The organism is Paenibacillus cellulosilyticus (assembly GCF_003182255.1).
Classification (GTDB): Bacteria; Bacillota; Bacilli; order Paenibacillales; family Paenibacillaceae; genus Paenibacillus_T; species Paenibacillus_T cellulosilyticus.
This window is the reverse complement of record NZ_QGTQ01000004.1, coordinates 71,598-86,236: the sequence shown is the minus strand read 5'-3', so window position 1 is coordinate 86,236 and position 14,639 is coordinate 71,598. Positions and strand designations below refer to the sequence as shown.

Below are 14,639 nucleotides of genomic sequence, written 5' to 3'. Positions count from 1 at the left end.
TAATTATTTGCTATAATCGTGGTACGCAAGGCGGTATCCGCTTGGAATTGCACTTGCGACCATGCACGGAGTTTCGTTTAGATTTGCCAGATAGGCAACTGCGCACTCTGCTCTGAGCCGTTAGGGACCGAGACAGAAGGAAGCATTGAGCAACACGTTCCTTTATCGTTAGGGACCTTTTTAGCGCGGCTAAAAGGTTTTTTTGTGTTTATCCTATACTTTAAAGGGGATGAAGCGAATCATGGCGCAACCGTTAACGATCACGAAGATGAAGAAAATGAAGCACGATCGCAATCCGATTTCCGTACTGACCGCGTACGACTATCCGTCGTCCAAATTGGCAGAGGAAGCGGGAATCGACGTCATTCTGGTTGGCGACTCACTTGGCAACGCCGTACTCGGCTACGATACGACCATTCCAGTGACGCTGGACGACATGGTATACCATACTCGTTCGGTACGCAGAGGCGCACCTAATACGTTCGTCGTTGCAGATATGCCATTCATGACGTACCGGATTGGACGGGAAGCAACACTTCGTAATGCAGCGAGACTGCTGCAGGAAGGGTTGGCGAATGCCGTGAAGTTGGAAGGCGGCGCTGACATTGCCGATGAGGTTCAGGCTCTTGTTCACGCAGGTGTTCCTGTTATGGGACATTTGGGTCTGACACCACAATCCATTAATCAAATTGGCGGTTATAAAATTCAAGGTAAATTAGAGCAAGAGGCCGCTCAGCTGCTTCGTGATGCTAAGGCGCTCGAGGAAGCTGGCGCGTTCGCGATCGTCCTAGAGCTCGTAACAGAGCCGATTGCGGAAGCGATCAGCAAGGAGCTGTCCATTCCGACGATCGGAATTGGCGCTGGACGAGGCTGCGACGGCCAAGTGCTTGTTTATCATGATATATTGCAATACTCATCACCGTATCGCGAGAAGCGCTTCGTGAAGACATACGCGGATATCGGCACGACGATCCGCAACGCGATCGGCGCTTATGTGTCGGATGTGAAAACTGGCGCGTTTCCTGAGGAGAAGCATACGTTTCAGCTGGAGCCGGGCACCATTGTAATTCCAAACTTATACGGATCGGGCAGCAGTCAGGGAGACGAGCCGACGGAGCAAGAGAGGAAGCAGACGACATGATTATGATTTGCCGTACGAAACAACAGCTGCGTGAAGCGCTGGAAAATAAGAGAAAACAAAAGCCAGGTCTAACGACAGGCTTTGTTCCGACAATGGGATATTTGCATGAAGGACATGCAAGTCTAATCCGTCGTTCAGTAGCGGAGTGCGATTTGACCGTTCTCAGTATTTTTGTAAATCCACTTCAATTTGGTCCAAACGAAGATTTCGATCGCTATCCGCGCGATGAGCAGCGTGACCTTGCACTGGCTGAAGCTAGCGGAGCAGATATCGCGTTCCTGCCAACAGTGGAAGAGATGTACCCGACGAAGCCGCTGACGAGCATTACGGTTGACGTTGTGACGGACCGACTGTGCGGCGCTTCGCGCCCGGGTCATTTTGACGGCGTAGGGGTAGTTGTAAGCAAGCTGTTCAATCTGGTTCAACCTCAACGTGCCTACTTCGGTATGAAGGACGCGCAGCAGGTTGCCGTTATTCGCCGAATGACCGATGATCTGGATATGCCGATCAAAATCGTTCCATGCGATATCGTGCGAGAGCCAGACGGTTTGGCCCTCAGCTCACGGAATGTGTACTTGAGCGCTGAGGAGCGCTCGCAGGCGCTTGTCCTGTCGCAGTCACTCGCAAAGGCGAAAAGTATCGGCGAGACAGCCGGAAAGACGGTGCAAGGTCTGATTGACGAAGTATCTAACCACATTCGTGAATCACAACTTGCGGATATCGACTATGTCGAACTGCTTGCTTATCCGAATCTGACGCCGCTTGCGCCTAATCAATTGCTCTTAGAAACACCAGGCGAACTGTTGTTAGCGGTGGCCGTGAAATTCGGACGCACGCGTTTGATCGATAATCGGATTTTGAGCTTTTCGGAGGTGACAATCGATGTTTAGAACGATGATGAAATCGAAGCTGCACCGCGCTACAGTGACGGAAGCCAATTTGAACTACGTCGGCAGCATTACGATCGACGAAGATTTGATGGATGCTGGTAACCTGTGGGAGAACGAGAAGGTGCAGATTGTAAATAATAACAATGGCGCGCGCCTGGAAACTTATGTCATTAAAGGGCCGAGAGGCTCTGGTGTTATTTGCTTGAACGGTGCGGCTGCCCGGTTGGTTCAGCCTGGGGATAAAGTCATTATTATTTCTTATGCTATGATGACGGATGAGGAAGCACGCACTTACAAGCCAACAATCGTCATTCTTGACGAGAATAATGAGAAGCTCCAATCGTTGGAGCAAGAGATTCACTCCGTAATCCTGTAATGCAATCGCACTTTTAGCTCGAAGTCATATACGTCTTCATTTATTCGTCCCAATAACGGCGACGAACGTTCACCTTGATACCAGCACTGTGTAAAGGCTGGGTTGCCGTATGAAACAAGCCTCCGCGACAAAGAATGAGTTTAAAGACCGGTCAAACAAGTTGTCCTTATCCATTTCACATCGACCGGCATCGTTCTACACTCATTCTTACGTAAAGGCGGGTGCCGTTATGTTTGCGCATCTGTTCGCGACGATGAACGACAAGTTGGACGAAATTAAGCAGCTGTATCCGCGCGTTACTGGTGATAAGCGCGACCACCTGAACAAGCAGCTTGAAGTGCTGAAGGCGATGAGTGATTCGATCGTTGAGCACTGGCTGTTATTCGAAGAGAAGCTGGCTGACTTTTATGATGATTTGAAGATGCAGCCAGCCCAGAAGGTGTCACAGCAGTCGCCGCCATATGCGGCTTCTGCAGCAGCTTCCAAGGAGCTTCAAGCTTCGCAAGCGGAGCAGGCCGCTGACAAGCAGATGTCAGTACCTGCTGAAGCCGCCAAGGAGCAGGAAGAATGGAATTTTCCGTCCGATACCGCTTTTTTTATCTCAAAAGGACAAGGCTACTTCAAGCTTCACATGTTTGGCCATGCGGAAGATGAGCTTCATAAAGCGATCAACTTATCGCCTGATTGTCAGCTCGCTCGTCTGTTTATGGCAATGACCCTTATGCATATGCAGCGCTGGGTTGATGCGGAGAAGCATTTCCAAATTCTAATATCACTCACGGACCATGCCAAATGGCGCGCAATCGGTTATAATGCTCTCGGGTGCATTCAAGCGGTGCATATGAATTTGGAGCTTGCAGAGCAATATTTTCTAAAAGCGCATGACGCTGATCCAAGCTTTGCTGATTCATTGATTAATTTAAAATGCTGCAAGGAACGAAATGGTTCTTTATCGCTTCGATTCGGAAGCGCAGAGCTGATTCGTTAGGAGAGTTAGGAGAGGACTTGGAACTCGGATGAGATTTGCCATACTCGATTTGGAAACGACAGGCCATCAAGCTGACGATCAGATTATTCAAATCGGCATCGTCGTGCTAAACGAGGAGCTGAACGTAGCAGATACGTTCAGCTCCTTCGTGCGACCAGATAAAGCGATACCTCCGTTCATTACAGGGCTAACGGGCATCACGGATGAGATGGTGGAAGGCGCCCCTGTTCTAGAGGATGTACTGCCAGACGTCGTTAAGCTGCTCGGAGACGCAATCCTTGTGGCTCATAATGTCGGGTTCGACGCCCACTTCTTGAACCGTGAGCTCGATCGGTGCGGCTACAGCCCGTTTACAGGACGCAGGCTTGATACAGTGGATTTGCTGCGCATGCTGTATCCGACGCTGCCGTCGTATCAGCTCGGCGCTGTATCGGAGGCGTTTGGTATTACGCATGAGCGTGCCCATCAAGCCGACAGCGACGCCGAAGCCACTTCGCTTCTGTTCGCAGCTTGCATGCATAAGCTGCGAGAACTCCCGCTGCTCAGTCTGCAGCGGCTTGGTGAGCTGTTTAACGGCTATGATGATCTTAGCTGGCTCATTCAATCTATGCTTAAAGAGAAGGAACGCGAGACGTCGCTTGATCTGCAATCCCATGTTTACTTCAATCAACTGGCCATGAAGGCGTCCGATTGGGCGGAGCTTCAGCCGGCTCGTGAAGACATGGACGAAGAAGCCATTAGCACAATGACGTTCGAAGAGTATATGGATGGTGTCCGCGATCGATTCCGGGCTTTAATGCCGGACTATGAAGAACGTGAAGCGCAATCGATCATGTTTGATGAAGTGCACAAGGCGCTTGATAATGAACGTCATTTGCTCATCGAAGCAGGCACAGGAACAGGCAAGTCGCTCGGCTACTTGCTTCCATCGTTATATTATGGTGTAAAAGAAAATAAAAAAATGGTTGTCAGCACGCATACCATCAATTTGCAAGAACAGCTGCGTCAACGTGACATCCCGCTGCTGCATGAGGTTGCCCCTTTCCCGTTCCGAGCGGCGATCTTCAAAGGTCGTGGCAACTACATCTGTCTGCGCAAATTTGATACGAAACTTCGTATGCGGGAATACGTATCGCCTAATGAAGACTTAATGACCGCTGCGCAGATGATTATTTGGCTCGGTGAAACGGGTACAGGTGATCAGGAGGAGCTGAATTTCGGCAACAAAGGCGGGGAGTTCTGGGAAACGGTCGCAAGCGATGCGGATTCCTGCCTTAACCGTGCATGTCCTTGGTTCAGACGCTGTTTCTATCATAGAGCGAAGCATGAAGCCAATATCGCGGACGTCATCATTACGAACCATTCGCTTGTATTTACGGATATTCAAGCAGAGCATCGACTGCTGCCGGGCTATGAGCATCTCGTTGTTGACGAGGCCCATCACCTGGAGGAAGTGGCAAGCAAGCACCTTGGGCTGCAATTATCTTATTTTTCATTCGTACATCCGTTTAATCGATTGGTGAAGGACAGTCGTGGCGGCGGCCTGCTAAGTCAATTGATCGCGCTGCTGCATGGGGAATCAGAGTCGAATGTTCCGGCATGGATCGAGACACTGGATGAACTGGGCAAATCGTTTACAAGCATTCGTGAAGACTGGGACAAAATGTTCGAGCTGATGTATACGCTGATGGGAATGACAGGCGGTGCGCCAGCGACGCAGACGGAGAATGGACAATCCGTGTTCCGGATTCGTCCGAATGAGCATCCGACCGGATGGAAGTCGATTACGGATACAGAGAGCAACGTCTTTGCCGATCTGAACAAAGCCGTTCGAACGCTGGAGAAGACGCTCAATGATATCAAGGAGAAAATCGATGATACACCGATCGTCAACATGGTCACGGACCTGAACGGTGCAGTCAAAGATTTGGCTCGAATTCGTGACGATATGCGAGAGTTCGTTCGCGCCGATAAGCGAGATACGGTATACTGGATGGAAGCGACTGCGCAATTTAAGGCCAAATCGCTGCAGCTCAACGCAGTGCCGGCCGATGTTAGCGAGCAGCTGCGTACGCATTTGTTCGAGGCGAAGAAAAGCGTCATTCTGACTTCGGCAACTTTATCGGTGCAGAAATCGTTCCAATATGCAAGTGAGCAGCTAGGCTTGGAAGGCTTAGAGGAAGCGGGAAAGCTGACAACCGTTCAACTGCCGTCACCATTCAACTACCGAGAGCAGGCACTTGTCATCATCCCACGCAACTTCCCGCAGTTGAAAGGCGCTGGCAGCGACCAGAACTTTGTAAGCTTGTTGGTGAAGTCGTTAGCAGATTCTGCGGTACTGCTGGGTGGTCGCATGCTGGTGTTGTTCACCTCTTATCGGATGCTGCGGCAAGTATACGATCCGCTGAAGGAAGCGCTTGAGCAGCACCAGATTCAAGTGCTCGGACAAGGCATCGACAGCAGCAATCGAAGCAAGCTGACACGCCGATTCCGGCAGCAAAGCGCTTCAGTACTGCTTGGTACGAGCAGCTTCTGGGAAGGTGTCGATATACCGGGAGATGCATTAACTTGTCTAGCCATCGTGCGTCTGCCGTTCCAACCGCCTAACCACCCGCTCGTGGAGGCAAAGTCGGAGATGCTGCTGGCACAGAAGCAGAACCCATTCATGAAGCTGTCGATTCCGCAGGCTGTTATTCGCTTCAAGCAGGGCTTCGGCCGGCTTGTTCGGTCAGCGAAGGATCGCGGCATTGTACTCATCTATGATACGCGCGTGTTAGAAACGTACTACGGCAAATATTTTCTGTACTCGTTACCTGGTCCAAAGATTGAGCATATGCACACGGAGCAAATTGTTCCGCGTATGCAGCAATGGCTGGGAACCGAGCAGGAAGGGGTGCAGTCATGAAACAGCAATTGAAAATATCGGAGGCGGTCGTCAGACGGCTTCCGATCTATTTGCAGGTGCTGAATGAGCTGAGCATCCGCGAGGTGCAGACCGTGTCCTCGCAGGAGCTCGGTCAGAAGTTGGACTTGAATCCGGCGCAAATCCGCAAGGATCTCGCTTATTTTGGCGAATTCGGGCGCAAGGGCATTGGTTACGACGTCAATTATTTGATCGAGAAGATTCGGCAAATTCTAAATCTCGATACGACGCATTATGCGGCGCTAATCGGTGCAGGTAATCTTGGACATGCGCTTTGCAATTATAATACGTACTTGAAGGATAATGTTCAGATTACAGCTGTATTCGACGCAAGTCCATCTAAGATCGGTACCAAGATTAATGGTCTTACCGTTCAACCGATGGACGCGCTGCGGTCGGCCATCCAGGATCAGCACATTCGAATAGGCATTATTACAGTTCCGGCAAGTGAAGCACAGAACGTAGCGAATGAGCTGGTCGCATCCGGCATTGACGGCATTCTAAACTTCGCACCGGCTATTCTGAAAGTGCCGGAGGATGTTCGTATCCATCATGCGAATTTTACAACGGAGCTGTTAAGCTTGGCTTATTATATTGAAAAAGAGAGGTTAGAACGCGATGAGTGAATTGCTGATTAAAAACGGCTTGTTCGTCACAATGAACGATGCACAGCCAGTTGTTCGTGGATTTCTCCATGTCATTGATGACCGCATCGCATACATAGGGGAGCAAGAGCCTCAAGTTTCCGAAGGTGCGGAGATTGTGAATGGCCAAGGACTCGTCTTCATGCCAGGTCTGATTAATACACACGGCCATACGCCGATGACGCTGCTGCGTGGTTTCGCGGACGATATGGTGCTGCAAACATGGCTGCAGGATAAAATTTGGCCGCTTGAAGCGAAATTTGACGATAATTCGGCTCATTGGGGCTCAGCCCTTGCTCAGCTTGAAATGCTGAAGACAGGTACGACGGCATTCGTTGATATGTATGATCGTACTCATATTATTGCTGGCGTTGTGGAGCAGTCCGGTCTTCGCGGCGTACTCGCACGCGGCGTTATCGGCTTCGGCTCGCCTGAAGAGCTCGATGCGAAATTCGCTGAATCCTGCAATTTTGTACGCGACTGGGAAGGCAAAGCCGATGGACGCATCCGTACGATGCTGTCGCCGCATGCACCTTATACATGCGGGCCTGCATTCATCGAACGTTTCGTTCAAGCGTCGCATGACCTGAACGTTCCGATTCATACACACATGTCGGAAACGGCAGCGGAGGTTGAACAGAACGTGCGCGATTACGGCGCTCGTCCTGTTGAACATTTGGATAAGCTTGGCGTATTCGGACGTCCGACACTGCTTGCGCATGCCGTTCATCTTAATGATGAAGAAATCGCTTTGCTGGCAGAACGTAAAGTTGCGATTTCACACAATGCCGCAAGCAACCTGAAGCTGGCGAGCGGTGTTGCACGCGTACCTGATCTTCTTCGTGCAGGTGTTACGGTATCGCTCGGTACGGACGGCGCGGCAAGCAACAACAACCTCAGCACGTTTGATGAGATCCGACTCGCAGGTCTGATTCATAAAGGTGTATCCGGTGATCCAACCGCTGTACCTGCAATCGAGGCGTTGAAGCTTGGTACGATCTATGGTGCACGCGCAATCTGGCAGGAATCGTCTATCGGCAGTATAGAAGCGGGCAAGAAGGCGGACTTTATTGCGCTTGATCTGAATAAGCCGCATTTCTTCCCACTAACGGATATCATCTCGCATCTCGTGTACGCAGGCTCTGGCAGTGACGTCGTTCACGTATGGATCGATGGCAAGCAGACCGTTCGTAACGGCGAATGCTTGACGCTGGACGAAGAGCGGATTTATCGGGAAGCGCAAGCTGCATTTGAAAGGCTGCTGTAATCGATGCGGGCAACGAGGAAGAAACGTGCTCCCTTTATGAATCCGAAGCGGTGGACGGCGCTTTCGCTCGTCATTCTGCTTGCGGTCATCGCAGGGCTAGGCATGTGGTACAACACGATCTTCAAAGGCATCTGGTCGGACGAAGCAAAGGCGAAGCAGCAAGCAATAGAAGCAGCCGCGTTAACCGAGGTTGATAGCACGGAAAAGTATGTGTGGGATGAATCGGTATGGGTTGTTGAAGGTAAGACGGAAGACGGACAAGAGCAATATGTTTGGCTTCGTGAGAATGGTACGGAAACGGTCCGTGCCGCTGATGCCGTAAGCAAACAGCAGATTCATGACACGTTTCTCCAGAATAAGCCGGACGCACATATCAAACATATTCGTCCAGGCATTGTGAGTGGCCAACGGGTGTGGGAAGTGTTCTACAGTCGCAGCGAAGGCGGCGAACAAAAGTACAGCTATGATTTCTACAACTTCGAGAATGGCACATTCATTAATACATTGAAGCTGCCTGCTGAGCATTTGGCGCAGTAGCCTACATCTTCATATAAGCAATGTTAAACGCCGCCCGGCATTCGCCTGGCGGCGTTTCCTTTTATTACACCGCTCATTCGTATATCAACTGTGATATACTCTGAATATAGCAATTGAGGCGTACGAACGATTGATTTGTTTTGAATGAATGACTTTTAGAACTACTCAACTACTTCATTATATAGGAGGTCATACGATGCGAATTCGATGGATTCCTGCACTCGTGTCGGTAGCGGTTAGTGCCTTGTTGTTGTTCGGAGGCTGGTATACGTATGATCAATTTGCGGTCAAAGGACCGCTGGAGAAAGCCATTAGCAATCTGCCGAATGTCGTTGATTCGACTTCGAGCTTAGAGAACGGTACAGCTAATGTCTCACTGACGCTTGCTGAAGGCGCAGATTTACGTACGGTATATGATCAATTAACAACGGATGGTTCCTCCGTGCTAAAGGGCCGCGATTTGAAATTAGATGTAACAGGTTCAGTAAGCAGCGATGAATTGGACAAGCTGTGGTCAACCGTATTGTTTGATGTGGCACAAGCGATGGAGACGAAGACTTATTCGCAAATTCCTGCTGCACTTGATGAGCTGGCAGCAGCGAATGCTGGCTTGACGGTTAATACAGAGATGGACGATACGAACGTATATATAACACTTACTAAAGGCGAGGCTGTCAAATACATCATCCTGCCGCGTACGCCGGCAACTATGGGGGTGTGGGAATAATGCTTCGAAATTATAAGATCGAGATTGGGATCGGCGCCGCTGTATCCCTTGTTGTATTCCTTTTGTATAGAGGTGTGAATTTACTGCCGTTAGCGATGGTAGCTGGTATTGTCGTTGGACTTGCATTTGCAGCAAAAATGAGAGGTCAAGGTCCGCTCGCGGCATCCTCGCGCGGGATACAGGCGAAGAAGGAAGCGTCGACTCAGATGCTGACGTTCGAGCAAATCGGCGGTCAGGAGCGGGCGAAGCGTGAACTCGTCGAGGCACTCGATTTTCTCGTGAAGAAGGAAGAGATTGCACGACTTGGCATTCGTCCGTTGAAAGGGATTCTGCTGACGGGCCCTCCGGGCACAGGTAAGACACTGCTGGCGAAGGCAGCCGCGCAATATACGGATTCTGTGTTCCTTGCAGCATCGGGTTCCGAGTTCGTCGAGATGTATGTCGGTGTCGGCGCAAGCCGTATCCGTGATTTGTTCACAGAGGCACGGAAGAAGGCAGCGAAGGCTGGTAAGTCCGCTGCGGTCATTTTTATAGATGAGATTGATGTTATTGGCGGCAAGAGGGATGGCGGACAGCAGCGTGAGTACGATCAGACGCTTAATCAGCTGCTGACGGAGATGGACGGTATTCATACGTCGGAGGCGCCGCGAATCCTTATCATGGCAGCAACGAACCGTAAAGAAATGCTCGATCCAGCATTGCTCCGTCCAGGCCGTTTCGACCGCCATATCGGCGTTGAGCTGCCGGATGTGAAAGGTCGTCTGCATATTCTTCAGATCCATGCCAAAAATAAACCGTTGGAATCGATGGAGCTTCTCGACCGTACGGCGGCTGAAACGTTTGGTTTCTCCGGTGCACAGCTGGAAAGCGTTATGAATGAAGCGGCGATCTATGCAATGCGTGATAACTTGGAAGTCATTGGCCGCTCGCATCTGACGAGCGCAATCGATAAAGTCATGATGGGTGAAAAAACCGATCGTGAGACGACGGATGAGGAACGTGTCCGCGTTGCACGTCATGAGCTCGGCCATGCGATTATTGCGGAGCTCGTCGCACCGGGCAGCGTTGCGAACGTAACGCTGTCGCCACGCGGACAAGCGCTCGGCTATGTTCGCCATCAACCGCAGCGTGAGCGTTATCTGTACACGAAGGACTATCTCGAAGGTCAGATTCGTATTGCCCTTGGCGGTGCGGCAGCTGAGGAACTGTTTTACGACAACCGCAGTACCGGTTCCAAAGGTGACTTCGATCAAGCTATCAACATGGTACGCACGATGGCGGAATGCGGTCTAACGGAGCTTGGCATCATCGATCCTGGCATGTTGACGCCAGAGAAGCTGTCGTCGCTTGCTTCGGGCATGTTGGAAGACTTGCTGAAGCAGACGAAAGTGATGCTCCAAGAGCAGATTCATGCGTTTGAATATGCACTTGATATCCTTGTCGCTGAAGAGGTTGTAGACGGAAGCCGGTTCCGTGATATGCTTCGCGAATCAGTGCCAGCAGCTGTTTAAATAAGTATGACAAAATGAAGGCAGACAATCCGTCTGCCTTCTTATTTGTATGAAAAAAAGTTATAATAAAGTTATATATAGATAGAGCTGTACTTATAGGGCAATAGGTAATACGATCGTGAAACAGCACGCATTGCGGACTAGTACAGTAGTTGGAGCGGAGGAAACGGATATGACAGTGCGTAAAGCAGGTGTAATCGGGATTGGTACAATGGGACAGGGCATTGCAGAGATGCTCGCCTTCAAAGGGTTAGATGTTTATCTCGTCGATCAGTGCGCGGACAAGCTGGCGGCGGGCATTTCACAGATTGAGCTCAGCTTGGATAAACAGATTGAGAAGTGGGCGCTCACGCAGGCAGAGAAGAAGCAGGTGCTCAATCGACTTCACCCGCTGGAGCGGATTGAGGAACTGGCACAGTGCGAATTCGTCATTGAGACAGTTACTGAAGATCTGGAAGCGAAGAAAGAAATTTTCGAGAAGCTTGATCGTGCTTGTGGTCCTGAGGTCATTCTCGCGAGCAATACGTCTACATTGAGCTTAACTGAGCTTGCAAGCGTTACGGCGCGTCCGGAACGTGTGATTGGCATGCATTTTGTCTATCCTGTTTACAAAATCGATCTCGTCGAAATCGTGCGCGGTCTGCAGACATCGGACGCTACATTCGAACGGACGAAGCAGTTCATTGAAGTCGTTACGAACAAGAAGGGCGTCATGGTATTCGAGTCGCCTGGTTTCGTTACAACCCGGCTTATCTGTCTGTTTATTAACGAAGCGCTTCACGTTCTCGAAGAAGGCGTCGCTTCGGTTGAAGATATTGACAGCGCAATGCGCATCGGCTATTCGTTCCAACACGGACCGTTCGAGATGGCGGACCGTTTCGGACTTGACTCCGTTCTTGCTGCGCTGGAGCGTATGTTCCGCGAATATGGCGAGCTCAAATACCGTCCGTCGATCGTGTTGAAGAAGATGGTTCGAGCTGGCCACTTAGGCGTCAAAACGGGCATTGGCTTCTTCAAATACGATAAGGACGGCGATCGGACATGAAAGTACTCGTAATTAACGCAGGCAGCTCGTCGCTTAAGTATCAGTTATACAATATGATGGATGAATCCGTTCTAGCCAGCGGGCGTGTCGAACGTATCGGAATGGATTCCTCGATCGTCACCCATGAGCCGGCAGACAAGCCGGAAGTGAAGAACGTAAGTGAAATTCTGGAGCATACGACGGCAGTGCGTCGCGTACTTGATTTGCTGACTGATGCCAAGCATGGCGTTATCAGCAGCATCAATGAGATTCATGCCGTCGGGCACCGCGTCGTACACGGCGGCGAGACGTTCAAACAATCGGCTCTCGTGACGAACGATGTAAAGGTTGAGATTCGTAAGCTGTTTGATCTTGCCCCACTGCATAACCCAGCACACATGATGGGCATTCTCGCAGTAGAAGAGAACATGCCGGATATTCCGCAAGTTGTCGTCTTCGACACGGCATTCCATCAGACGATGCCGCAGCAGTCGTATTTGTATGCGATTCCGATGGTGTTGTACCGCCGGCATAAAGTACGTCGTTACGGCTTCCACGGTACTTCACATGCATATGTCAGCGATCAAGCAGCCAAGTTCCTGAACAAGCCGCTGGAATCGCTCAGCATGGTTTCCTGCCATATTGGCAATGGTGCCAGCTGTACAGCCATTAAAGATGGCAAGTCGTTTGATACAAGTATGGGGATGACACCGCTTGAAGGTCTAATGATGGGAACGCGCAGCGGTGATTTGGACCCGGCAGTCGTCCCTTATGTCATGAACAAGGAAGACCTTAGCGTCAGTGAAGTGAACTCCATGCTGAATAAGCATAGCGGCTTGCAGGCAATAAGCGGTTTATCGAGCGACATGCGCGAGATTACGGATGCGATGAACGAAGGCGACAAGAATGCGAAGCTGGCTTTCGATATGTACACGTATCGAATTCGCAAATATGTCGGCGCTTATGCTGCGGCTATGAATGGGCTTGATACGATTATTTTCACAGCAGGTGTAGGTGAGAACTCGGTTGTGTTGAGGAAGGCTGTCTGTGAAGGGCTGACATTCCTTGGGGTAGAGCTTGATGAAGAGCGCAACAGTGAGCGGAGCAAAGTGACGCGCCGCATCTCAACGGATAGCTCGCGTATTACGGTGCTTGTCGTTCCAACGAACGAGGAGCTGTTGATCGCTAGAGATACATATGCAATTATTCGCGAGTCTTCTGATTATAATTAATCGTAAACGCGGTAAATATAGGAAGTAGAGCATTACTAGATTAACCATTTGAACGAGGGAAGAGGGCGGTTGTATGCAAACGAGCAACTTGACGACGATACGCGATGTGGCAGGCAAGGTCGGCGAGACAGTTGTGATCGGCTGCTGGCTGCAGGGTAAACGATCGAGCGGCAAAATCCAATTTCTAAAGCTGCGCGATGGATTAGGTTTTATTCAAGGCGTACTGGCTAAGAGCGATGTGGATGAGGAAACATGGGCAGCAGCTCAGAAGTTGACGCAGGAGAGCTCGCTGTATGTTACAGGTATCGTTCGCGAGGAGCCTCGCAGTCCGTCTGGTTATGAGCTGACTGTTACAGGGATTCAGACGATTCAGGTGACCGAGGAATATCCAATTACGCCGAAGGAGCACGGCATCGATTTCTTGATGGATCGCCGTCATCTATGGCTGCGTTCGCCGAAGCAGCGTGCTATTATGGTTGTCCGGGCGCAAATCATTCGCGCTATCCAGCAGTTCTTCGATGAACGCGGCTTCACGCTCGTTGATCCGCCGGTGCTTACACCGTCCTCTTGTGAAGGAACGACAAACCTGTTCCATACCAAATATTTTGATGAGGATGCATACCTCACGCAGAGCGGTCAGCTGTATATGGAAGCTGCTGCAATGGCGCTGGGCAAGGTCTATTCGTTCGGACCAACATTCCGTGCTGAGAAGTCGAAGACCCGACGCCACTTGATTGAGTTCTGGATGATTGAGCCGGAGATGGCATTCGTCGATCATGAGCAAAATTTGCAGGTGCAGGAGCAGTTCATCTCCTTCGTCGTGCAGTCGGTTGTCGCGAGTTGCCGCACAGAGCTTGAGACGATTGGACGTGACGTGTCGAAGCTTGAACAGGTACAAGCGCCGTTCCCGCGCATAACGTATGACGAGGCCATTGAGCTGCTGCATAAAGAAGGATTCGACCTGCCTTGGGGCGAAGACTTTGGAGCTCCGCATGAGACGGCGATTGCTGAGAAATTCGACCGCCCAGTATTTATTACCCATTATCCGGCGTCGTTTAAGGCATTCTATATGAAGCCTGATCCTACGCGGCCTGAAGTGGTGCTATGCGCCGACTTGATTGCACCGGAAGGCTATGGCGAGATTATTGGCGGCTCGCAGCGCATCGATGACCCTGAGCTGATGGCACAGCGCTTCCAAGAGCATGAGCTGTCGGAGGAAGCGTACGCTTGGTATATGGATTTACGCCGTTATGGTACGGTGCCGCATTCTGGCTTCGGGCTTGGCCTTGAGCGGACTGTCGCTTGGATTTGTGGTTTGGAGCATGTAAGAGAGACGATCGCGTTTCCGCGTACGCTTTACCGTTTATATCCTTAACATG

Annotated in this window: 13 protein-coding genes; all 13 read left to right on the top strand. The window is 50.7% G+C overall.

Annotation, left to right across the window (positions count from 1 at the left end; translation table 11 throughout):
- Window positions 1–241: 241 nt before the first annotated feature.
- The 13 genes from panB to asnS all read left to right on the top strand — a co-directional run bounded on the left by panB (window position 242) and on the right by asnS (window position 14,635).
- Window positions 242–1,141, top strand: a complete 900-nt coding sequence (gene panB / locus DFQ01_RS07885) for a 3-methyl-2-oxobutanoate hydroxymethyltransferase (RefSeq protein ID WP_110043356.1) — start codon at window positions 242–244, stop codon at window positions 1,139–1,141.
- Entirely contained in the window at window positions 1,141–2,031 is an 891-nt protein-coding gene (panC, locus tag DFQ01_RS07880; protein ID WP_110043571.1) for a pantoate--beta-alanine ligase, read from the top strand. The genes panB and panC overlap by 1 nt, the downstream gene beginning before the upstream one ends.
- The gene (gene panD / locus DFQ01_RS07875) at window positions 2,024–2,407 is read left to right on the top strand and encodes an aspartate 1-decarboxylase (protein WP_110043355.1); all 384 of its coding nucleotides are present in this window, start codon (window positions 2,024–2,026) and stop codon (window positions 2,405–2,407) included. The genes panC and panD overlap by 8 nt, the downstream gene beginning before the upstream one ends.
- 229 nt (window positions 2,408–2,636) lie before the next feature.
- A complete protein-coding gene (locus DFQ01_RS07870; RefSeq protein WP_110043354.1) occupies window positions 2,637–3,395 on the top strand; it encodes a tetratricopeptide repeat protein in 759 nt (252 codons plus the stop codon).
- Between the two features lie 28 nt (window positions 3,396–3,423).
- Window positions 3,424–6,300 (top strand): ATP-dependent DNA helicase DinG, encoded by a 2,877-nt coding sequence (dinG, locus tag DFQ01_RS07865; protein ID WP_110043353.1) that lies wholly within the window; start codon window positions 3,424–3,426, stop codon window positions 6,298–6,300.
- Window positions 6,297–6,944 (top strand): redox-sensing transcriptional repressor Rex, encoded by a 648-nt coding sequence (locus tag DFQ01_RS07860; RefSeq protein WP_110043352.1) that lies wholly within the window; start codon window positions 6,297–6,299, stop codon window positions 6,942–6,944. Before dinG ends, DFQ01_RS07860 begins: the two co-directional genes overlap by 4 nt.
- The gene (locus tag DFQ01_RS07855; RefSeq protein ID WP_110043351.1) at window positions 6,937–8,229 is read left to right on the top strand and encodes an amidohydrolase; all 1,293 of its coding nucleotides are present in this window, start codon (window positions 6,937–6,939) and stop codon (window positions 8,227–8,229) included. Before DFQ01_RS07860 ends, DFQ01_RS07855 begins: the two co-directional genes overlap by 8 nt.
- A 3-nt stretch (window positions 8,230–8,232) precedes the next feature.
- Complete coding sequence (locus tag DFQ01_RS07850; protein WP_146216843.1) at window positions 8,233–8,766, top strand: cell wall elongation regulator TseB-like domain-containing protein; 534 nt, start codon at window positions 8,233–8,235, stop codon at window positions 8,764–8,766.
- 196 nt (window positions 8,767–8,962) lie between these two features.
- Complete coding sequence (locus DFQ01_RS07845) at window positions 8,963–9,493, top strand: hypothetical protein (protein WP_110043349.1); 531 nt, start codon at window positions 8,963–8,965, stop codon at window positions 9,491–9,493.
- A complete protein-coding gene (locus tag DFQ01_RS07840; RefSeq protein WP_110043348.1) occupies window positions 9,493–11,004 on the top strand; it encodes an AAA family ATPase in 1,512 nt (503 codons plus the stop codon). Before DFQ01_RS07845 ends, DFQ01_RS07840 begins: the two co-directional genes overlap by 1 nt.
- Before the next feature lie 172 nt (window positions 11,005–11,176).
- Window positions 11,177–12,049, top strand: coding sequence for a 3-hydroxyacyl-CoA dehydrogenase family protein (locus DFQ01_RS07835; RefSeq protein WP_110043347.1), 873 nt, complete (start codon window positions 11,177–11,179; stop codon window positions 12,047–12,049).
- Window positions 12,046–13,260, top strand: coding sequence for an acetate/propionate family kinase (locus DFQ01_RS07830; RefSeq protein WP_110043346.1), 1,215 nt, complete (start codon window positions 12,046–12,048; stop codon window positions 13,258–13,260). The genes DFQ01_RS07835 and DFQ01_RS07830 overlap by 4 nt, the downstream gene beginning before the upstream one ends.
- A 73-nt stretch (window positions 13,261–13,333) precedes the next feature.
- Entirely contained in the window at window positions 13,334–14,635 is a 1,302-nt protein-coding gene (gene asnS / locus DFQ01_RS07825) for an asparagine--tRNA ligase (RefSeq protein WP_110043345.1), read from the top strand.
- Window positions 14,636–14,639: the final 4 nt, after the last annotated feature.

Bases quoted from the DNA above. Each gene is read 5' to 3' on its own strand.
- panB (WP_110043356.1), top strand. From the start codon at position 242: ATGGCGCAACCGTTAACGATCACGAAGATGAAGAAAATGAAGCACGAT.
- panD (WP_110043355.1), top strand. From the start codon at position 2,024: ATGTTTAGAACGATGATGAAATCGAAGCTGCACCGCGCTACAGTGACG.
- DFQ01_RS07870 (WP_110043354.1), top strand. From the start codon at position 2,637: ATGTTTGCGCATCTGTTCGCGACGATGAACGACAAGTTGGACGAAATT.
- dinG (WP_110043353.1), top strand. From the start codon at position 3,424: ATGAGATTTGCCATACTCGATTTGGAAACGACAGGCCATCAAGCTGAC.
- DFQ01_RS07860 (WP_110043352.1), top strand. From the start codon at position 6,297: ATGAAACAGCAATTGAAAATATCGGAGGCGGTCGTCAGACGGCTTCCG.
- DFQ01_RS07855 (WP_110043351.1), top strand. From the start codon at position 6,937: ATGAGTGAATTGCTGATTAAAAACGGCTTGTTCGTCACAATGAACGAT.
- DFQ01_RS07850 (WP_146216843.1), top strand. From the start codon at position 8,233: ATGCGGGCAACGAGGAAGAAACGTGCTCCCTTTATGAATCCGAAGCGG.
- DFQ01_RS07845 (WP_110043349.1), top strand. From the start codon at position 8,963: ATGCGAATTCGATGGATTCCTGCACTCGTGTCGGTAGCGGTTAGTGCC.
- DFQ01_RS07840 (WP_110043348.1), top strand. From the start codon at position 9,493: ATGCTTCGAAATTATAAGATCGAGATTGGGATCGGCGCCGCTGTATCC.
- DFQ01_RS07835 (WP_110043347.1), top strand. From the start codon at position 11,177: ATGACAGTGCGTAAAGCAGGTGTAATCGGGATTGGTACAATGGGACAG.
- DFQ01_RS07830 (WP_110043346.1), top strand. From the start codon at position 12,046: ATGAAAGTACTCGTAATTAACGCAGGCAGCTCGTCGCTTAAGTATCAG.
- asnS (WP_110043345.1), top strand. From the start codon at position 13,334: ATGCAAACGAGCAACTTGACGACGATACGCGATGTGGCAGGCAAGGTC.